Annotated in this window: 23 protein-coding genes; 17 read left to right on the forward strand and 6 right to left on the reverse strand. The window is 38.4% G+C overall.

Annotation, left to right across the window (positions count from 1 at the left end):
- Window positions 1–5: 5 nt before the first annotated feature.
- The 3 genes from PTQ34_RS00915 to glmU are packed head-to-tail and all read right to left on the reverse strand — an operon-like array spanning window position 6 to window position 3,174.
- Window positions 6–644: a hypothetical protein gene (locus PTQ34_RS00915; RefSeq protein ID WP_273931596.1), complete on the reverse strand. Its 639-nt coding sequence runs from the start codon at window positions 642–644 to the stop codon at window positions 6–8.
- Entirely contained in the window at window positions 641–1,858 is a 1,218-nt protein-coding gene (gene coaBC, locus PTQ34_RS00920; RefSeq protein WP_273931597.1) for a bifunctional phosphopantothenoylcysteine decarboxylase/phosphopantothenate--cysteine ligase CoaBC, read from the reverse strand. The genes PTQ34_RS00915 and coaBC overlap by 4 nt, the downstream gene beginning before the upstream one ends.
- A complete protein-coding gene (gene glmU / locus PTQ34_RS00925) occupies window positions 1,858–3,174 on the reverse strand; it encodes a bifunctional UDP-N-acetylglucosamine diphosphorylase/glucosamine-1-phosphate N-acetyltransferase GlmU (RefSeq protein WP_273931869.1) in 1,317 nt (438 codons plus the stop codon). Before glmU ends, coaBC begins: the two co-directional genes overlap by 1 nt.
- 110 nt (window positions 3,175–3,284) lie before the next feature.
- On the opposite strand from glmU, the gene fliP reads away from it, so the two are divergent.
- From fliP to PTQ34_RS00970, 9 genes are all read left to right on the forward strand, one after another.
- Window positions 3,285–4,013, forward strand: a complete 729-nt coding sequence (gene fliP, locus PTQ34_RS00930) for a flagellar type III secretion system pore protein FliP (protein WP_273930839.1) — start codon at window positions 3,285–3,287, stop codon at window positions 4,011–4,013.
- A gap of 167 nt (window positions 4,014–4,180) precedes the next feature.
- Complete coding sequence (locus PTQ34_RS00935) at window positions 4,181–4,774, forward strand: GNAT family N-acetyltransferase (protein WP_273931598.1); 594 nt, start codon at window positions 4,181–4,183, stop codon at window positions 4,772–4,774.
- A gap of 19 nt (window positions 4,775–4,793) precedes the next feature.
- The gene (locus PTQ34_RS00940) at window positions 4,794–5,171 is read left to right on the forward strand and encodes a diacylglycerol kinase (RefSeq protein WP_273931599.1); all 378 of its coding nucleotides are present in this window, start codon (window positions 4,794–4,796) and stop codon (window positions 5,169–5,171) included.
- A 61-nt stretch (window positions 5,172–5,232) separates the two neighbouring features.
- Window positions 5,233–5,454, forward strand: a complete 222-nt coding sequence (locus PTQ34_RS00945) for a type II toxin-antitoxin system prevent-host-death family antitoxin (RefSeq protein ID WP_273930842.1) — start codon at window positions 5,233–5,235, stop codon at window positions 5,452–5,454.
- Entirely contained in the window at window positions 5,455–6,246 is a 792-nt protein-coding gene (locus tag PTQ34_RS00950) for an alpha/beta fold hydrolase (RefSeq protein WP_273931601.1), read from the forward strand.
- Window positions 6,243–7,679, forward strand: coding sequence for a Mur ligase family protein (locus PTQ34_RS00955; protein ID WP_273931603.1), 1,437 nt, complete (start codon window positions 6,243–6,245; stop codon window positions 7,677–7,679). The genes PTQ34_RS00950 and PTQ34_RS00955 overlap by 4 nt, the downstream gene beginning before the upstream one ends.
- Window positions 7,680–7,803: 124 nt before the next feature.
- Window positions 7,804–8,751 carry a glycosyltransferase family 2 protein gene (locus tag PTQ34_RS00960; protein ID WP_273931604.1) on the forward strand — a complete coding sequence of 316 codons (948 nt, stop codon included), beginning with the start codon at window positions 7,804–7,806 and terminating at the stop codon, window positions 8,749–8,751.
- Window positions 8,738–9,139 carry a GtrA family protein gene (locus tag PTQ34_RS00965; RefSeq protein WP_273931605.1) on the forward strand — a complete coding sequence of 134 codons (402 nt, stop codon included), beginning with the start codon at window positions 8,738–8,740 and terminating at the stop codon, window positions 9,137–9,139. Before PTQ34_RS00960 ends, PTQ34_RS00965 begins: the two co-directional genes overlap by 14 nt.
- A gap of 9 nt (window positions 9,140–9,148) precedes the next feature.
- Complete coding sequence (locus PTQ34_RS00970) at window positions 9,149–10,780, forward strand: DUF6311 domain-containing protein (RefSeq protein WP_273931606.1); 1,632 nt, start codon at window positions 9,149–9,151, stop codon at window positions 10,778–10,780.
- A gap of 153 nt (window positions 10,781–10,933) precedes the next feature.
- Here the strand turns inward: PTQ34_RS00970 and PTQ34_RS00975 are convergent, their stop codons facing one another.
- Together PTQ34_RS00975 and PTQ34_RS00980 are read right to left on the reverse strand one after the other, a co-directional pair.
- Window positions 10,934–11,572 carry a YggS family pyridoxal phosphate-dependent enzyme gene (locus PTQ34_RS00975; protein WP_273931607.1) on the reverse strand — a complete coding sequence of 213 codons (639 nt, stop codon included), beginning with the start codon at window positions 11,570–11,572 and terminating at the stop codon, window positions 10,934–10,936.
- Entirely contained in the window at window positions 11,565–12,683 is a 1,119-nt protein-coding gene (locus PTQ34_RS00980) for a M50 family metallopeptidase (RefSeq protein ID WP_273931608.1), read from the reverse strand. The genes PTQ34_RS00975 and PTQ34_RS00980 overlap by 8 nt, the downstream gene beginning before the upstream one ends.
- 121 nt (window positions 12,684–12,804) lie before the next feature.
- Here PTQ34_RS00980 and rpe point away from each other — a divergent pair, with 121 nt between their 5' ends.
- From rpe to PTQ34_RS01005, 5 genes are all read left to right on the forward strand, one after another.
- Window positions 12,805–13,446 carry a ribulose-phosphate 3-epimerase gene (gene rpe, locus PTQ34_RS00985; protein WP_273931609.1) on the forward strand — a complete coding sequence of 214 codons (642 nt, stop codon included), beginning with the start codon at window positions 12,805–12,807 and terminating at the stop codon, window positions 13,444–13,446.
- 105 nt (window positions 13,447–13,551) lie between these two features.
- The gene (locus tag PTQ34_RS00990; RefSeq protein ID WP_273931610.1) at window positions 13,552–14,367 is read left to right on the forward strand and encodes a 3'-5' exonuclease; all 816 of its coding nucleotides are present in this window, start codon (window positions 13,552–13,554) and stop codon (window positions 14,365–14,367) included.
- A gap of 9 nt (window positions 14,368–14,376) precedes the next feature.
- Window positions 14,377–15,705: a DNA recombination protein RmuC gene (locus tag PTQ34_RS00995; protein WP_273931611.1), complete on the forward strand. Its 1,329-nt coding sequence runs from the start codon at window positions 14,377–14,379 to the stop codon at window positions 15,703–15,705.
- Window positions 15,686–16,663 carry an asparaginase gene (locus PTQ34_RS01000; RefSeq protein ID WP_273931613.1) on the forward strand — a complete coding sequence of 326 codons (978 nt, stop codon included), beginning with the start codon at window positions 15,686–15,688 and terminating at the stop codon, window positions 16,661–16,663. The genes PTQ34_RS00995 and PTQ34_RS01000 overlap by 20 nt, the downstream gene beginning before the upstream one ends.
- Window positions 16,664–16,742: 79 nt before the next feature.
- On the forward strand, window positions 16,743–17,465 hold the full coding sequence (locus PTQ34_RS01005; protein ID WP_273931614.1) for a protein phosphatase CheZ: 723 nt from the start codon (window positions 16,743–16,745) through the stop codon (window positions 17,463–17,465).
- Here the strand turns inward: PTQ34_RS01005 and PTQ34_RS01010 are convergent.
- Window positions 17,443–17,616: a hypothetical protein gene (locus PTQ34_RS01010; RefSeq protein ID WP_273931615.1), complete on the reverse strand. Its 174-nt coding sequence runs from the start codon at window positions 17,614–17,616 to the stop codon at window positions 17,443–17,445. The genes PTQ34_RS01005 and PTQ34_RS01010 overlap by 23 nt on opposite strands.
- Before the next feature lie 35 nt (window positions 17,617–17,651).
- Between PTQ34_RS01010 and PTQ34_RS01015 the strand changes: the two genes are divergently transcribed.
- The 3 genes from PTQ34_RS01015 to PTQ34_RS01025 are packed head-to-tail and all read left to right on the forward strand — an operon-like array spanning window position 17,652 to window position 19,947.
- Window positions 17,652–18,926, forward strand: coding sequence for a peptidase U32 family protein (locus PTQ34_RS01015; protein WP_273931617.1), 1,275 nt, complete (start codon window positions 17,652–17,654; stop codon window positions 18,924–18,926).
- Window positions 18,923–19,429: a 5-(carboxyamino)imidazole ribonucleotide mutase gene (gene purE, locus PTQ34_RS01020; RefSeq protein WP_273931618.1), complete on the forward strand. Its 507-nt coding sequence runs from the start codon at window positions 18,923–18,925 to the stop codon at window positions 19,427–19,429. The genes PTQ34_RS01015 and purE overlap by 4 nt, the downstream gene beginning before the upstream one ends.
- Complete coding sequence (locus PTQ34_RS01025) at window positions 19,426–19,947, forward strand: DUF3972 domain-containing protein (protein WP_273930856.1); 522 nt, start codon at window positions 19,426–19,428, stop codon at window positions 19,945–19,947. Before purE ends, PTQ34_RS01025 begins: the two co-directional genes overlap by 4 nt.
- The last annotated feature ends 41 nt before the right edge of the window (window positions 19,948–19,988 follow it).

A 19,988-nucleotide genomic window follows, 5' to 3' on the forward strand; every position in this document is an offset into this window, starting at 1 on the left:
TATTTTTATCCTTTAAAATCTAGTATATTTTTGCTAGCGGTGAAAAAGGGCTTGGTATCAGCCACAGCGGCTTTTACCTTTAGAGCCTTTGCTAGGGCTGCGCTTAAAGACGCATAGGGGCTTTGCGCCTCTACAATCTGCCCTGATTCAATGCTAATAATAATAGGCGCAAAAGAGCTAAAAAGCAAGTAAAGCTCGCATTTTGCGCCGTTTTTTCGTAGCTGAAAAAGGCAAAAAAGCTCATCATAAACAAAAGGCAAACTCACAATGCCCTTTTGTAGTGCCATGAGGCTTTCAAGCAAAGCATCAAAGCTAAGCGCATCATCGCAAAGCGCAAGAGAAGTTTTTAGCTCGTCAAACAAAAAATCAGTCTCGCCGCTATCCACGATACGCTCTATCCAGCCTTGCGCACCGCTTATATACACGCCTCTTTGGCGTTTTATAAGCTTGTTTATGTTTATTACTCCGCCTTGGTCTTTGCCGACATTAGCAAAATACAGCTCGCCGATTTCTAGCTCCCTTTGGCTTTTTGTGCTAAGTATTCGCTTGCCAAAGCGTAGATTATACCGCCACCAGCTCGTTTTTTCAAGTACTTCAATGATGACTGGCAGGCTTGCGTTTATTATGGTATTAGTCCCGCTCATAAATCCTCGCTTAAATTCTCACTAAGCCTGGCAATTTGAGCGGCTATTTCATGCTTGCTAGCCATTTTTAGCATTTTTTGGCTATTTTTTGTGATAAAAAGCACCTCATTTTGCTCGCTGCCAAAGTAGTTTTGCGCTTTTAGCACATTTAGGCACACAGCATCTAAGGCTTTATTTTCAAGCATATTTTTGGCTGAGCTAAGAGCGCTTTGCTCGTCCATTTCCATTTTAAAGCCGATTTTTTTACATTTAAGCTCTTTTAAAGAGCTTAAAATATCTATGTTTTCTTTTAGTTCTAGATTTAGATTTGCACCTGATTTTTTGATTTTTCCCTTTGCTTTTTTAGAGGGGATATAATCACTTATCGCTGCTGCCATCACGAGCAAATCATCTTTTGCTAGCTTTTTATTTTTTAGGATTTCTAAAAGATCAGCCGAGCTTTTGAAGCTAAGGAATTCTAGATTTTCCATGCTTTTTGGCAGGTTTTGGGCTGAGCTTATAAGCGTCACATCAAAGCCCCTTAGATAGTAGGCAAAGGCTAGGGCAAGCCCCATTTTTCCACTTGAGAGATTTGTAATAGCCCTAACATCATCAATCATCTCATAGCAAGCACCGGCTGTGATGATGACCTTAGAAATTCTAGAATTTTTAGTAGAAATTCTAGAATTTGCGCCAAGCATTCTAGCAGCACTTAGCACTATGTCTTTTGGACTTGCTAAGGCTCCTTTGCCGACATCTCCACAAGCTAGGGTTTTCTCACAGCTGTTTACTGCCACAAAGCCACGCTCTTTTAGCACTTTTAGTGAGTTTTGCGTGGCATGATTTTCTAGCATTGCGGTGTTTGCTGCTGGGGCAATAAGCTTTGGCGCCCTGCAAGCAAGAATGCAGCTTAGCATAGCATTATCTGCTATACCTAAGGCGATTTTGTTTATTGTATTTGCCGTGGCTGGTGCTATTATCATCAAATCGCATTTAGCATACTCAATATGCGCCAAAGGCTTGCTATCTCCTACTAGCACGCACTCCTGGCTAAGTGCCTCAAAAGCTAGCGGCGAACAAAACTTCAAAGTCTGCTCACTCATTGCCACACGCACCTTTGCGTTTGCGTGCCTGAGCAAACTTAAAATCTCAAAAGCCTTATAAAAACTAATGCTAGAACTCACACATAGCGTGATTTTAGTATCTTTTAGGTTTAGGAATTCTAGATTTAGCATTATTTTTTACCAAATTTTTTCTCAAAATATCCAGCTATGTTTTGCTGTTTTGCTCTTGTGATTACTAGCTCGCCTTCGCTGCTATCTTTTGTTACTACTGAACCAGCGGCGATTAGGGTATTATCAGCGATATTAATAGGCGCTACAAAGGCAGTATCTGAGCCTACAAAGACATTTTTGCCTATTATCGTGCGGTGTTTTTTGATGCCATCGTAGTTGCATGTGATAGTCCCACAGCCTATGTTTGTGCCAGAGTCTATTATGCAGTCACCAAGGTAGCTTAGATGACCTGCTTTTACGCCATTTAGCGTGGCGTTTTTTAGCTCTACGAAGTTGCCGATATGAGTGTCTTTGATATTGCTTTTTGGACGCAGGTGCGCATTTGGCCCTACATCGCTATTTTCTACTAGTGAGCTTTCAATGACTGAGCCTGATTTTATCACGCTATTTTTGATGATACTTGCGCCTTTTATGACAACAGCACTTTCAATCTCGCACTCGCCTTCAAAACTCGCCTGCGCATCTATATATATAGTGTTTGGCAGGTGCATTATCACCCCAGCTCTCATCCATTTTTGGCGGATGAGACCCAGCATTTTATCTTGGGCAGCAGCTAGGGCGATTTTGTCGTTTACGCCCATGAAATTTGTGCTATTAAGGCTTTGGCTACTTACTTTTGCTCCACTTTTGATAGCTAGGGCGATGGCATCAGTTAGGTAGTATTCTTTGCTTGCGTTTTGCTTATTTATTTGTGGCAAAAGCTCTTTTAAAAGAGCGGTTTTAAAAGCATAAGCCCCACTATTACATAGTTTTATAGCTTTTTCATTTTCGCTAGCATCTTTTTGTTCTACGATTTTTTCTACTTTATTGTTTTTGATTACCACTCTACCATAGCCAAAAGGATTTTCTAGCTCAAAAGCTCCCACGCAAACATCACAAGGCTCATTAGCTAGGCTTTTAAGCTCGCTAGCAGTGATTAGTGGCATATCAGCGCAGGTTATAATAAGAGTGTCTTTGCTAACCTCACTCATCCCAGCCATGACAGCACCGGCTGTGCCTGGAAGGTTTTTTCTATCTTGGAGAGCAGTTTTTATCTCTTTGCCCATTTGGCTAGGGAATTCTAGATTTAAATGCTCTAAAATACGCTGGCTTTCAAAGCCAAGGACAACCACTACATTTTGACTGATTTCTAAGGCTGTATTTATGCTGTGATATAGCATGCTTTTGCCACAAATTTCGTGTAGGACTTTTGGCTTAGTGCTTTTCATGCGAGTGCCCTCGCCAGCTGCTAGTATCATTACGCAAATATCGTTCATTTTATGCTCTTTTTTGATTTTTAAAGGCGCGATTTTAGCAAATATCAGCATAAATTTACTTTAATTTAGCTAATATTTTGGCTTTTAAATGTAATTTTTGGAAAAACGATTTGAAAGCTTTTTTACTGATTATTTCGCTATTTGCTCTCTCTTTGGCAGCACCAACTGTGCCAACGATAAATCTAAGTCTAAGTGCGCCTGATACGCCGTCCCAGCTAGTAACTAGCCTAAATGTGCTAATCATTTTAACCTTGCTTGCGCTTGCGCCTAGCCTGATTTTTATGATGACTAGCTTTTTGCGTATTATTATTGTCTTTAGCTTTTTGCGTCAGGCGATGGGAACACAGCAAATGCCACCAACAAATGTGCTAATCAGTCTAGCTCTCATTTTAAGCTTTTTTATAATGGAGCCCGTGGGCAAGGCTAGCTATGAAGCTGGAATAAAGCCTTATTTAGAAGAAAAAATCGGCTATCAAGAGGCTTTTGAGCTTAGTGCAAAGCCTTTTAAAGAATTTATGGTGCGAAATACACGCGAGAAGGATTTGGCATTATTTTACCGCATTCGTGGCTTAGAAAATCCAGCCACTATAGATGATATACCACTTAGCATCGCAATGCCTGCTTTTGTGGTTAGTGAGCTAAAAACTGCCTTTGAGATAGCGTTTTTGTTATATTTGCCCTTTTTGGTGATTGATATGATAATAAGCTCGGTTTTGATGGCTATGGGTATGATGATGCTACCACCTGTGATGATATCCTTGCCGTTTAAGCTGCTGATTTTTGTGCTAGTGGATGGGTGGAATTTGCTTGTGGGTAATCTCATCGCTAGTTTTAAGTAAGGAATTTTACTTCGCCTTGTGCGCCTAGTAGGACAAAATCTCTTAGGGCTAACTTCGCTTGACGCACGCTACAGTGCGCCTGCGCTCGCTAGCTAGAGCTTTTGCCCTACTAGACGCACAATGCTCGTAAAATTTAATGATTTTAATAATTTAATAAAGGTAAAACAATGAAAATATCGTGTAAAAAAGTAAATTTTAGCTGTGATAGCGAGCTTTTTGAACTTTGTGAGAGCTTGGCAAATGCGGCTTTCCCACCTAATGAAATGCTCTTTCCTATTACTTTTAGCGAGTATAAAAGTGAGCATGAGCTTTTAGCCTTTTATCAAAGTGATTTGCGTGATGATATCATGGGATGCTGCGCTAGTGATGTGGATATAGGCGATGAGTTTATAGGTTTTTGTGCTTTGGTACTGCGAAGTAGCTTTGTTTACCTAGCGTTTTTTGCTCTTTGTGAGGATAAAAGAAATAAAGGTTATGGCGCAAGAATTCTAAAATATCTACAAAAAAAATACCAAAAGCCGGTAGTCTTAGAGGCTGAAAAACCCTATATCGGTGCTAATGATTTAGCTCTTAGAGTGCGTAGGGCTGGCTTTTATACTCGCACGGGCTTTGTTAGAGCAGGGTATAGTATAGCGTATTTTGATGAGATTTATGATATTTATTGCACTGAGTTTGATGATGGAATTTTGGCTGATTATAAGGCGATGTATGAGGACTTTGCTAGGCAAAAATCAGCTAACTTTGAGCTAAAAAAAAGATGACTAGCTAAAAGGAAATACATTGAAGCCGCAGTATCATTTTTACAATAACACAAAGTTTGCTTTGCAGGGCTTTTTGGCTATGTGGCGCAGTGAAAAAAGCTTTAGAATAGAGCTTTTTATTTGCTTGCCACTTATTGTTATCTCGCTTTTTGTGCCTTGTTCTTTGATAGAGCATATTTTGCTAATTGCTAGCATGATTTTTATATTTTTTGCTGAGGCGATGAACTCTGGGATTGAAGCGGTTGTGGATTTAGTAAGCCCTGAGTATCACGAATTAGCCGGCAAGGCAAAGGACTGCGCTAGTGCTGGGGTGTTTTGCGCTATTACTATTGCTGTGCTTTGCTGGGTTTTAGTGCTAGCAAAGGCCTTAGGAATTCTAGAATTCCCTAACCTTTAATCAGTGCTTAAACAAAAATACGTATAATTTCACGCAATTTTGTATGAAATAAGGAAAATTTGTGACTTTTAGCAAGGACGAAATCTACACCGCAACGCAAGTGGTGCGTAATTTCAGCGAAGTTCTTAGCAAGGTAAGCACTGGCGAAAATAATAGAGCCTTTATCGTAAAAAACAATAAATTCGAAGCTGTAATGCTAAGTATGAGCGAGTATGAAAGGCTAAATAAAGCCGAAGAACTACTAAAAAAAATCTACGAACAGCGCAAAAAAGAAGAGGTATAAATGGCAAGTAGAGAAATAAGCTATAATGGCATTAAATATAATATCAGCTATGAGATTGTAGGGCGTGGAGAGGAGATACTTTTTCTTCACGGCTGGGGTGCAAAAAAAGAAGTGATGAAAAAGGCTTTTGGCTCTTATTTTGATGATTTTCGCCAGATTTATGTAGATTTGCCTGGCTTTGGTGCTAGTAGTATTGAAAAAGCCCTTGTTACAGAGCAATACGCAGGCATCATCCGTGAGTTTTTAGCCAGTATCGGCTCTCATCCGCTTTGTGCGGTGGGGCATAGCTTTGGCGGTAAGGTCGCTTCTTTGCTAGCGCCAAGAGTGCTAGTTTTGCTAAGCTCAGCTGGAATTCCTATCAAAAAGAAATTTAGCACTAGGGTTAAGATTCGCTTATTTAAGATGTTTAAGGCTATGGGCTTTGGCTTTTTGTGGAGAATATTTGCTAGCAAGGATGTAGCTGGCATGAGCGCTACTATGTATGAGACGCTAAAAAATGTAGTAAATGAAGATTTTACTAGCGTTTTTGCTAATTGTCCATCTAGAATTCTCATCTTTTGGGGCGCAGAAGATAGCACTACACCACTAAGCTGTGGCAAAAAAATCTCAGAAATAGCTAGAAACTGCGTGAGATTTGAGCCACTTAGTGGGGATCATTTCTTTTTTCTCACGCACGGAGAGAGCATAGCAGCAAATACAGCTGCCCTAATAGCACAAATGCAAGATGGCATAGCTCAGGGCAAGAGCGAAGAAGAAATAGATAAAGAATTAAATATGAAAGGTGAGCTATGATAGGTTTTTCTGCCTGGATTTTTACTGTTACTTTGGGGTTTTATACGATTTGTTCGTTGCAGTGGTATAGCTACCGAGTAGAGCGTGCTTTGTTTCACTGCGCAAAGCCAAAGTGGCATTTATACTTTGCGCTTGCGCCTTTTGTGCTTTTTGTACTAGTGCTTGCGCTGCTACCAAAGCTCTCACTCATCATCGCTATTGCTTACGCAGGGCTTATTGTTTACTGGCAATTTAAAATGGCTACAAAGCTTGTAATGACTGATAGAACTACTAGGTATTTTTTGCTTTTAGCTTTTGTTTCTATTCTTTGTCTTTTTGGTGGGGGCAAAAAATGGTATTTGCTAGCTCCTGCTATCATTATAGCAGTGGTGCTTAGCGTGTATATTTCAGCCTTTATAGAAAAAAAACTAGGCAAAAAATATATACAAAAAGCAAAAGAAAAACTTGGCGCCATGCCAAATCTAAAAATCGTGCTAATCACCGCAAGCTATGGCAAAACTAGCATCAAAAACTATCTAAAAACTCTACTAGATGAAAGCTATAAAACCTACGCTTCGCCTCGTTCTGTAAATACTCTCATGGGACTAGCAGCAGATATAAACGATAATCTTGCTGATAACACCCAAATCTACATCGCAGAAGCTGGCGCAAGAGTAAAAGGCGATATAGCTGAAATAACTAAGTTTTTAAATCCGCATTGTGTGATTATCGGTCAAATCGGCGATGCGCATATAGAATATTTTAAAAGCATAGACGCTGTTCGTGCTACAAAGCTAGAAGCCTTACAAAGCGCGCGCCTGGAGCATATAGTGGCTCACTCTAGCACAGGACTAAGCGATGATGAAAAATGCGTGATTTATGATAAAAATGTAAAAAATGTAAAAGCTAGCTTGGATGCGCTTAGCTTTGAGCTAAAAATCGGTAAGGATAACTTTGGCTTTGAGATACCAAGGCTGCTAGGCGAGTTTAATGCTGCAAATGTCGCAGCAGCTGCTCTCATGGCTAGTTATCTTGGTCTAAATGCTACGCAAATAGATGCTAGATCAAAGCATATCAAAAACGCAGAACACCGTCTAAACCGCATGGATAATGGTGGTAAAATCATCATTGATGATGGCTTTAATGGTAATTTTGAAGGCATGAGTGCTAGCTATAAGCTATGCGCTACTTATAATGGCTCAAAAGTGCTAGTAACCCCTGGTATAATAGAGGGACAAAAAGGCATAAATGCTAAGCTAGCAAAGGTGGCTGATGGTATATTTGAGACTGTGATAATCACAAGTACGCTAAACGCAGCTGAGCTAAAAAGCGAGCTAAAACACGCAAAAGTAGTAGAGCTAAAACATAAAAGCGAGCTAGTAGCAGCTTTAGCAGAGCATACAAAAGCAGGTGATCTAGTGCTATTTAGCAATGACGCCCCGCAGCATATCTAATAGTGAATATAGCGTTACTTTGATGGCAGCTTTAAAAATAGCTTTATAAGCTTTTTGCGCTACAAAAATAAGTAGAAGTTTTACGCAAAATTCACTATAATGCGCTTTTTGTAAAAGGATGAGAGTGAATATAGAACTTAGTATTATCGTGCCTTGCTACAATGAAAGCGAGGTTGTAGAAAAATTTTTTTCTGCTATGGTAGGAAATAATGGTATCTTAAATAATCTTGGGCTTAACTGCGAGCTGGTTTTTATAAATGATGGTAGCAAAGATAATACTTTAGAGCTATTAAAAGCCCAAAAAGAAATTTATAGTAATAAATCTAATCTAGATATAAAAATAGTAAATTTATCAAGAAATTTTGGTAAAGAGGCTGCTATGAGTGCTGGATTTAGCGTGGCTAGCGGTGAGGCGATAGTGCCTATGGATGCTGATTTACAAGACCCACCTGAGCTTATAGCTAAGTTTGTAGAGCTTTGGAGGCAAGGCTATGATGTGGTTTTAGCTAAGCGAAATGATAGGCAAGAAGATAGTTTTGCTAAAAGATTTAGTTCAAGTCTATTTTATAAACTTAATAATAAAATATCTGATGTAAAACTCCCTGATAATGTAGGCGATTTTCGCCTTTTTACTCGTAAGGTGCTAAATGCTATAAACTCACTGCCCGAAAATCAGCGTTTTATGAAAGGCATTTTTGCTTGGGTTGGTTTTAGAAGCATTACGATCGAATACAAAAGACCTCAAAGGATTGCTGGTAGTTCTAAGTTTAATGGCTGGAAGCTGTGGAATTTTGCTTTGCAAGGTATTACTGGCTTTGGGACATTGCCTTTGCGTATTTGGACTTATATAGGTTTTATCGTTTCATTTTTAGCTTTTATTTATGCTAGTTTTTTGATATTACGCACTTTGATTATGGGTATAGATTTGCCTGGCTATGCTTCACTTGTGGTTATTATATTGTTTTTAGGCGGGCTTCAGCTTATAGGCGTAGGAATTCTAGGTGAATATGTGGGGCGGATATATATGGAAAGCAAACACAGACCGCCTTTTATAATAGATGAAATTTATTAAATCTCAGAGCTTTTTGTATCTAATAGTTGGTGGGGCTACTACGGCTGTAAATTTTATAGTTTATAGCTTTTTGGTTTATTTTGATATCACCGGAGTGTTAGTAGCTAACGCTATTGCTTGGTTTTTAGCGGTGCTTTTTGCTTTTTTTACAAATAAGCATTTCGTCTTTTATTTTCATAGCTATAATAGTTTTTTTAAAGAGTTTTATCTTTTTGTTTTAGCTAGGGGGCTAAGTGGAGTTTTTGAGATATTTGTGCCTAGTGGGCTTATTTATCTAGGGCTTGATGCTAGACTTTTTGATATAGAGGGCTTTTGGGCGAAGTTTATAGTGAGTGTATTTGTCGTGGTGGCAAATTATTTTTTTTCTAAGTTTTTTATTTTTAAATAAAGGTTTTTTATGAGAGAAATAAATATTTTTTTGCTTTTTAGCTTATTTTTAAGTTTAACTATTTTTGGTCTTATTTATGGCTACGATATACTTAATCCCACTTATGATGCATGGATATTTAAAGACGGATATCATGATATTATTCAGCATTACATGGGCTGGCTTTTTTATAGACAAAGTCCTTGGCATTTTCCTATTGGCTTGATTGATAATTTGGCTTATCCTTATCAATTTTCTGTGATTTATACTGATAGCATTCCTATTTTAGCTGTATTTTTTAAATCTATTTCTTTTTTGTTACCAGATACTTTTCAATATTTTGGCTTATGGGGCATAGTCTGTCTTTTTTTAAGTAGTTTTTTTTCATCACTTATAATATTTAAATTAACAAAAAATATTTATTATTCTTTACTTTGTTCTTTATTTTTTATTTTAGCACCTGTTATGCACATGAGAATGTTTGGCCATCATGCTCTAAGTTCTCATTGGATACTACTTGCTGGTCTTTATATATGCGTGATAAAAAACGAACTTACTAGGTGGCAATTTAGAGTTTCTTGGTGTGTTCTTTTTGGGATTTCAATATGTGTGCATGCATATTTTGTGCCTATGTTAGGATTTTTGCTTTTAGGTTGTGTTATATCTAATTTTTTAAAAGATAAAAAATTATCTTTTTTACTTGATTTGATTTTGCCTATATTAAGTGTATTATTTATCATGTGGATTTTAGGAGCTTTTAGTTTTGGTGGTAGCAAATCAGCTGGTGGCTTTGGGTATTATAGTGCAAATTTAAATACTCTTTTTTATTCAGCCCCTATTAGTATTTTTGCACCAAATATTCCAAATGGACTTATCTCGTATATTTTTAATCTTAGTATAATGCCTGGACAATATGAAGGGTATGGATATCTTGGGCTTGGAATACTTGTCCTTAGTGGTATTTGTTTGTTGTTATTATTTAAAAATATAAAAAACATAAAAATAAAAATAGATTATTTAATTATCATTTTTATCTTACTATTATCCTTTTTTTATGCCCTTAGTAATAATATTTATTTCAATGAAACAAAACTGCTCTCTATCGTACTCAATCCTAGTTTGGAGCAATTTTTTTCTACTTTTAGGGCTAGTGGCAGATTTATTTGGTTGCTTGATTATTCTTTGCTTATTATTATTTTTTATTTTATTTATAAAAATTTTAAGAAATCGGTTTTGGTTTTAGTTTTTGCATGTTTATGCTTACAATGCTATGATTTAAAAGATTATTTTATTCGTTTTAAAAAAGAGTCAAATATGATATATCAAAATGACTTTTTATCAAAACTGCCAAAAGGCAAAAATATTGTTATTTGTGATTCTCCATTTTTAAGCAATATTGATGAAATGTTCGATTATTCTAAGAATATTTTTAATTTAGCTTATTATGCTTATAGAAATTCTACCTCAATAAATGATTTTTATATAGCTAGAAAAAATGAGAAAAAAATTTTAGAATATAAGATCTTGATTCAATCAGAGCTTAATATGGGTAAGTTAAGAGATGATGCGATTTACGTGTTCACAACAGATTACTACAAAAATTATGATAGTGTGCTAGATTTTAAAAATATTAACGGATATATGTTTGGATGGAAAAAATAGATTTATATCAGAGTATAATTTTGCTAGGAATTCTAGAATTCCTAGACTTTTTTGGGGTTAGAGGGTATTTTTACCTTAGGAATTCTAAATTTTTGGCAAGAATTCTAGATTTTTGGTAAGAATTCTAGATTTTTGCTAGGAATTCTAGAATTCCTACCAAAGTATGCGGCCAAGGCGGAGCATATTTGAGCCGCATTTTAGCGCAATACGCCAGTCATCACTCATACCCATTGAGCAGATTTTTGCGCCGTGCTTTTGTAGGCTCTCAAAGACCTTATAGGTATCCTCAAAGCTCTTTGCTATCACGCTTTCATCGCTATTATTAGCACCTATGCTCATCACGCCAACAGGCTTTAAATGCTTGCAACGCTCGCAAATCTCATGGTAAATATCCACCGCCTCATTTAAGCTTGCGCCTTGTTTGCTACTTTCATTTGCGCTGTTGATTTGGATTAGGCAAGGCAGCTCGTAGCTAAGGCGTTTTTCTACGCTTAGTGCAGCATCCACACTCTCGCAGCTTTGCCATAAAGCAGGGCGCAGGGCTAAAAGTGCGTTTATTTTATTACTTTGAAGCCTGCCGATAAAATGCCAGCGAAGTCTGCTGTAATCAGCACTTATCCCAACTAAGCCCTCTATTTTTCGCTCTAATTCTTGAACTCTATTTTCGCCAAAATCCAGCTGTCCAAAGCTAGCTAGTCCTTTTACATCGTGAGTATCTACGCTCTTGCTAACTGCTACTAGCTTTGCGCTCCCTACTTGCTCTAAAAGAGCCTCAAACTGAGCCTTATTCATATCCACCTGCTAGTCTGTAAATGTCATTTGCGATAGTAAAAGCCATGAGAGAAAAAAGCAGCGCCATACTACCATAGCTTAGCACTACAAAGACCCTTTCTCCAACAGGCCTTCTAAAAATCATCTCATAGAGATTAAAAACAATATGCCCACCATCAAGCACAGGCAAAGGCAAAAGATTTAAAATCCCAAGATTTACCGAAATTAAAGCTGTAATGATAAACAAGGTGCTAAGGCTAATCGCAGCTGCTTTTGTCGTGATATCAGCCATAGCGACAATGCCTCCAAGCTGATTTATCGGCACCACGCCAAGCACGAGCTTTTCTAAGCTTTGATAGATAAGCTTGCTAGCCTTTATAGTCTCATCAAGGGCAAAATTAACAAGCTCAAACCCACTAAAATATAAGGTTACTAGCTCACCACTTGCGCCTATTCCTAGCATAGGGGTTAGCACGCTCTCGCCAAAAATATTTTTGCTCTCCATGATTTTTGGTGTTAGATTAAGGCTTAGTTTTTGCCCATCACGCAGTATTTCTACGCTCATAGGCTCGGTTTTTAAAAGCGGCTTTATCTCATCCCAGTGCGTGATAGCGGTGCCATTTATCGCAGTGATTTTATCGCCTTTTTGTAGAATATTAATAGCAGGCGAGTTTGGCACGATTTGTCCTATATTTGGCGCTAGTTTTTCTATGCCTAGCACGCCCACAGCGATATAGAGCAAAAATGCTAAAATTATATTAAAAGCAGGCCCAGCAAAAAGCACAGCAATTCGCCCAAGCGGGCTAAGCGTGTTATAGCTATCTTTATCGTAGTTTTTTAGCTCAGGGCGAGCGTCATCTTGGCCTTTTAGCTGGACATATCCGCCTAGCCAGATTGCGCTTATGCGGTATTTTGTGCTGCCAAACTGACGCTCAAAGACAGGTGCGCCAAAGCCCACGCTAAATACATTTACCGCTACACCAAGCAGTTTTGCGACGATAAAATGCCCAAGCTCGTGAAAAAATATAAGAAAAGAAAGGGCTAAAATCGTAGCAGCAAAATACGCCCCCCAGTAATAAAAACTAGCTATTAGCACAAGCGCAAAAAGCAGAGATTGAAGTTTTGATGACATATTTATCCTTTGATAATTCAAGGAATTCTAGAATTCCATATTTAAAAATTCCTGTGATTTTGCCAAAATTTAGATAACAAATAGTAAAATGCGGCTTTAATTTTACAAAAAAGGCTTGAAAATGTATGTAGCCCCTAGCTTGCTCTCGGCTGATTTTGGCAGGTTAAATGATGAAATAGCTGCTGTTTGTGAGGCTGGTGCGGATCTTTTGCACTTAGATATTATGGATGGGCATTTTGTGCCAAATCTTACTTTTGGAGCACCTGTAATGAATGCTATCAAAAAAGCTGCCAAAGTCCCACTAGATATTCATCTTATGGTAGAAAATGTTGATTTTTTTGTTGATTATTTTTTGGATTTTAAGCCAAAGTTTCTTAGCTTTCATATCGAGCGTGCCACGCATCCATTGCGCCTAATTGAGCATATAAGAAAAGCAGGAGTAAGCCCAGCTGTGGTGCTAAATCCGCACACTAGCCTAAACACGCTAGAATACATTTTAAGCGAGATTGATATGGTGCTTTTGATGAGTGTAAATCCTGGTTTTGGCGGACAGAGCTTCATCCAAAGCAGCCTAGCAAAAATCGCTGCCTTGCGAGCGATGATAGATGAGAGTGGGGCAAAGTGCCTAATAGAAGTAGATGGCGGAGTAAGCGGACAAAATATAGCCGAGCTTGATATAGCAGGCGTAGATATCGCTGTGGCAGGCTCTTTTGTCTTTGGCTCAAACGACTACGCAGCAGCCATAAAAGCGCTAAAAGTATAAAAATCTAGAATTCCTAGCTTAGGAATTCTGGATTTTGGTAAAATTTACTTGGGAATTTTACTTAGGAATTCTAGATTTGAAACTGCTAAATATAAAGAACAAAAATTGATAAAATTAAGAAAAAAACAAAAAGTAGATAAATTCGCTAATTTCATTGATATTTTAAAAAAAGCTCCGCTTAGTCGTGATGCGTTTGTGCAGATTGCTGGCAGGGCTCTTGGCGAGTATGGCTTTGATGTGAGTGAAATAGAAAACTTTTTTGCGCTTGGACTTGAGCTTTTTGAGCGTGAGGGGCATGTGGGACTAGCTACAGCAGAGCGGCTTTTAGGCGAGCAGGAGTTTTGTGTAGTTGATATCGAGACCACAGGCTCAGTGCGCAGCGGTCAAATCATAGAAATCGGCGCAATAAAGCTAAAAGGCGGCGAGAAAATAGGGCATTTTTCTACGCTAGTTTTTGCCCCGCAAGTCCCACCTGTCATCACAGAACTAACTGGCATAACTAGCGCAATGCTAGTTGGCGCACCTAGTCTTGCTCATGCTTTAAGTGAGTTTAGGCGCTTTTTGGGTCAGGCGGTTTTTGTAGCGCATAATGTAAGCTTTGATTTTGGCTTTATTAGTACTTCGCTAGTTTCTTTAGGACAGCCGCCGCTTTTTAACCGCAGGCTTTGTACTGTTGAGCTTGCTAGGCGCACGATTGAGAGTGAGCGTTACGGCCTAGATGTGCTAAAAGAGCTGCTAGGTATCAAAAACACACACCACAGAGCTTATAGCGATGCTATATCGGCTGGGCAGATTTTATTACATGGATTTAAAAAACTGCCTGATTGGGTTCACACGCCAGAGGATCTCATTACTTTTAGCAAGACAGCGCCTAGCTTACAGCTTGAGCGTGAAGAGATTAGGGAGTATGTTGAGTTTTAAGGGAGCATTATGGATAATATTTTTTGGATAATTGTAGGCATTGCTTTTGTTACTACTTCGGCTTTTGGGGCGATTTTGCTTAGTTTTTTAGCACTTAGTAGCAAGGAAAAAAGGCTTTGCAAGGAAAAAGAGTTTTTTGAGCATCAAAATATCGCTTTAAAAGTAGAGCTAGAGCATGAAAGAAGCGTGTCTGCTAGCGCAGAAGAAAGACACAAAAAAGAACTTAGCGAGCTAAACGAGCGTTTAGAAAAACACTTTAAAAGCACGGTAGAGACAGCAAAAGCAGAGCTTTTAAACATAAATAATGAAAAAATCGCAAAAAGCTCAAACGAGCTTGTAAGCAAAGCACTAGAGGGGCAAATAAAGCCTTTGCGTGATGAAATAGCAAAGTATATGAGCGAAAATCTAAAGCTTACTACGAGCTTTAGAGAAAACTTTGATGGTTTGCGTGCCATGAGTAGTGAGCTTAGCAAGCAAGCAAACGAGCTAGCCACGGCACTAAAAGGAAATAAAAAAATCGCAGGAAATTGGGGTGAGTCTCAGCTAGATCTGGTGCTAGAAAACAGCGGCCTAGTGCTAAATCAAAACTATCAAAAACAAGTGCTATTTGATGATAGCGAGGGGAATAGACGCTACCTTGATGCGGTGGTGGACTTTGGCAATGGTAAAAAAGTAGTAATTGATGCTAAATGCTCACTAGTTCACTATCTAGAATTTGCTAACGCAAGCGATGATGAGAGCGCAAAATCGGCTCAAAAAGAGCTGGTAAAAGATCTGCGCTCGCACATTGATAATCTTAGCTCAAAAGATTATCAAAAATATAATCAGGCTTATGAGTATGTATTTATGTTTATCCCAAATGAAAATATGCTTTATGCAGGGCTTGGCGGCGATGAAAAACTATATCAATATGCCTATGAAAAAGGTATATTTTTAACCACGCCACTAACCTTGCTTATGGCACTTCGCACCGTCTATATGTGCTGGCAAAATCTAAAAATAGATGCAAATACCAAAAAAATCTTTGAAGCAGCTGGCGGGATATATGACAAGCTCTTTACTTTTATAAACAAATTTGAGACTATAGGGCGTGATATAGCAGGTATTTCTAAGCATTTTGACGAGGCAAAATCTGTGCTAAATGAGGGAAAAGGAAACCTTAGTAAAAGAGTAAATGATCTAAAATTCCTTGGCGCAAAGACTACAAAAGAGCTAGATACTACTAAGTTTGATGATGAAGATGAGATAGTTTTAGGCGATAATGTAGAAAGAGCAGAGCTTTTAGCGCAAAACTCTAAGGAAAATTCTAAGGAAAATAATGAGCAAAATAATGCGTAAAAAAATATGTATTTTAAATACAGGCGGCACTATTTTAGCCAAGGGCTGTGAAAACAGCTGTGAAAACGACGATAAAAACGGCGATGAAAACGGCTATGAGGCTGGTGGGCTTGGATTTTTAGATGTTTTTGGCTCTATTTTAGAACAGTTTAAGCCTGATGCTAAAAAGAGCAAAAAAGATCATTTTGTTTTTGCTGATTTTAGCTTGGATATTATTACGCCTTTTAGCATAGGCTCACAAGATATGGATAATGCGCATTTACTTCGTCTTGGCAAAGAGGCGATAAAAGCTAGCAAAAAGTATGATTTTATCATCATCACTCACGGTAGCGACACGCTTGAAGAGAGTGCTTTTTTTCTAAGCCTTTTAAAAGAGATTAAAATAGGCGTGATTTTAACAGCTTCGATGTATCCGCCAAATGATAAAAACTACGATGGAGCAGCTAATCTAGAATTCGCTTTAAAATCTGCTTTAAAAAGTGACATAAAAAGCGTGAGAGTAGCGATGAATGGCGAGCTTTTAGAGCCTAAAAAGCTAATAAAGTTTAAAAGCTGGGGCAAGGATGCATTTTGCCAAAGTTTGGCTTTTGATATAGGAATTCTAGATTTTAAGCCCTTTTCTTTGCCAAAAGCCTTGCCAAAAGTAGCTGTGATATATGCTGATGGGCAGTTTTATCCTAGTCTTTATGATCTAAAAAGCCTTAAAGGCGTGGTGCTTGCTGGCATGGGTTCAGGAACTCTACCAAAAAATGCAATAAAGTTTTTTTCTAAGCTTAAAATCCCAGTAGTTCGTAGCTCTAGGGTGGCTATGTCAAAAATCACTTCAAAAGAAGTAAATGACAAAAAATATGGCTTTATAAACGCAAATCATCTAAGCCCAGCTAAGGCAAAAGTTTTGCTAATGCTAGCTCTAAGCAAAAAATCTAAAGATATAGCAAAATATTTTGAGAATTTTTAAAAATAAATTTTAGTTTTAAAGCTTTATTTATGCTAAATTTCGCTAAAATGCGCAGATTTTTAAAATTTGAAGGCAAACAATGACACAAGAAGAACTAGATGCACTGATGGCAGAAGCTGATAATATAGCAGAGGCTGATGATATGCCAGAAGCTGATGGTGCTACTATGGATGCGCCTGAGCAAAAAAAGCCAGCTTTTAGTGCTAGTGAAGAACTAGATGAAGATGGCTTTCCAAAAGACTATAGAGTAGATGCACAAAAGCAATGGCCACCACCGCCACCATCAGCTGATCACAAAATGGTTCAGCAGCTTGACGATGTAACCCGTGATAGCGAAGAAAAAGCCACTCAAGTACTTGACATGCTTGATTCTATTAACAACTTGCTAATGGATGGTGAGGAAGAAGCTACTGGTATCAAAGATGTGCTAAACTCAAATATAGAAATATTTGAAAAACTTAGCGCAAAGTTTTCTCATATCCCAAGTTTTGCCGAGCAAAAAGATAAATGCCAAAGTGCCTTAGAAGCATTAGAGAGCATAGAAACAAAGCTACAAGATGGGCAAAATGATATAATGAATATCATGGATATGATGCAATACCAAGATATTCACCGCCAAAAAATAGAGCGTGTTATAAATGTAATGCGTGCTCTTTCTAAATATATGAATAGCTTATTTGAGAGCAATATAGATGATAAATCTAGAGCTCCAAGTGCTGTTCACTTAGAGGGTGATAGAACAGATAATCTGATGAGTGATGATGATATAGAAGCACTAATCAACTCACTAGGCAAAAAATAATTTTTAGCTTTGTCTGGCACGTTATCTGCGCTAAAATCTCACTTCTCACTTCGCTTGACGCACCATCAGTGCGCCTGCGCTCGTGTTTGTGAGCTTTTAGCACATCTAGCGCACCATACTTAGCTAAAAAGTGTTTTTTAAGTTTTAGCACAAAATTTTTAATCTAATTTATGAAAAAAATTTAAAATGAGAAAACCAGAATTACTAAGTCCAGCAGGTAACCTAACTAAACTTAAAATTGCTCTAGCATACGGTGCAGATGCTGTTTATGCTAGTGTGGGCAGCTTTTCACTGCGTGCTAGATCGGGCAAAGAATTTGACATGGATAGCTTTGCTAAGGGCATTGAATACACACACAAAATGGGCAAAAAATTCTACGCTACTGTAAATGGTTTTCCATTTAACGGACAAATTGAACCTCTAAAACGACATATAAAAGCCATGGGAGAGCTAAACCCTGATGGCTTTATCATAGCAACCCCTGGGGTTATGAGTATAGCGCGCGAGCTAGCCCCACATGTAGATATACATCTCTCAACGCAAGCAAATATAATGAATTATTTGGACGCCAAGTTCTATCACGACCTAGGTGCTACTCGCATAGTAGCAGCGCGCGAGATGAGCCTAAAAGATGTGATAAATATAAAAGAGAGAATTCCGGAGCTTGAAATAGAGATTTTTATCCACGGCTCTATGTGCTTTGCTTACAGCGGTCGCTGTTTGATAAGCGCTGTTCAAATGGGCAGAAGCTCAAACCGTGGGGCTTGTGCTAACGACTGCCGCTTTAAATACGAACTTTACGCAAAAGGCGAAAATAACGATACTTTATTTCGCCTTGAAGAAGATGAGAGCGGCACACATATTTTTAACTCAAAAGATCTAAATCTCTCAGCCCACATCGCTAAAATAATAGAAAGTGGCGCCGTTGATAGCCTAAAAATAGAAGGCCGCACAAAAAGCGAGTATTACGCTGCTTGCACAGCCGGGGCGTATCGCAGGGCTATTGATGATGCTGTGGCAGGGTGTTTTGATCCTAAAATCTACGCTGATGAGCTAAATACACTAAAAAATCGTGGTTTTAGCGATGGTTACTTGATTTCACGACCTTTTGAAAAAAGTGACTCACAAAACCTACAAACTAGCATTAGCGAAGGCTCAGCACAGGTGGATGCTTTTAGCGAAGATGGCAAAACTTTTAAAGCCAAAGGGCAGGTTTTTAAAAATAAAGCCTACGAGCTACTAAGCCCAGCAAATGAAAAAATCAGCCTAGGCGAGGATGAAATAGGGCGAGTTTATCAAAAAGAAGGTAAAACTTTTGTAGAGTTTAAAAAGCTAATTAGCCCTACTGGCAAGGCTTTTGAAAGCGTTCATAGTGGCAATGTAAATGATATTTGCTTGCCTGCTGGAATTCCACCTTTTAGCTTTTTACGCTCAAAAACTGAAAATAAGGATGAAAAATGAAATTTGTAAGCATAATAATCGGCTCAAAAAGCGACTACGAAATCGCAAATGAATGCTCTAAAATTCTAAGTAACTTTGATGTGCCTTTTGAGCTAATCATCAGCTCAGCCCACCGCAGTCCAGAGCGCACACACGAGTATGTAAAAGACGCTAGTGAGCGTGGAGCGCAAATCTTTATCTGTATGGCTGGTATGGCAGCACACTTAGCAGGCGCAGTAGCAGCGATGACTATAAAGCCAGTTATTGGCGTGCCTATGCCAGGAAGTGCGATTGATGGAATAGACGCGCTGTACTCAACTGTGCAAATGCCAGGTGGAATTCCAGTAGCCACAGTAGCCATCGGCAAAGCAGGGGCAAAAAACGCAGCCTATCTAGCCTTGCAAATCTTAGCACTAAATAACGAAAGCATCACCTCAAAACTAGCAGATGATAGAGCAAAACAAAGCGAAGCTTTAATAGAAGATAGCAAAAAAATTGAAGTTCTAATAAAGGAAAAAGCGTGAAAACCTACCTTGAAATCAGCGAGTTTTGCAAGCTGGTTCATCTAAACCGCCAAACTGTAGATGAGATGCTCGCTCGTGGGGCTTTAATCAGCAAAGAAGAAGATGGCAAAATCTACATAGAAGCTGATGAAAATAGCATCATAGCAAGTGGAGCAAAAAGCACTAGTGTAGAAAAAGCCCCAGAACAAAATAACTCTATTTTAGCCGGTGCGAGCTTTATAGAAAAAACGATAGGCACGATACTAAACCTACATGAAAAAGTCCTAGATGCCAAGGATGAAACGCTTGAAGCTCTAAAAAGTGAAAATAAATTTCTAAAAGAAGCACTTTACTCAATGCAAGAACTTTACGATGAGGATAGAAAAACAGTAGAAACACTAAATAATCAGCTAAAAATCGCCCAAGATGAAGTGGAGTTTATGAAACGCAAATACAAACTAATGTGGGATAAAACCGTAGCAAGCTTCGCTGCTGGCGCAACAGAGCAAAGCAAACAAGCAGAACAAAGCAATAGCTAGGAATTCTAGAATTTCTAGCAAGGAATTCTAGAATTCCTAGG

This window comes from Campylobacter magnus (genome assembly GCF_028649595.1).
In the GTDB taxonomy this organism is placed as follows: Bacteria; Campylobacterota; Campylobacteria; order Campylobacterales; family Campylobacteraceae; genus Campylobacter; species Campylobacter magnus.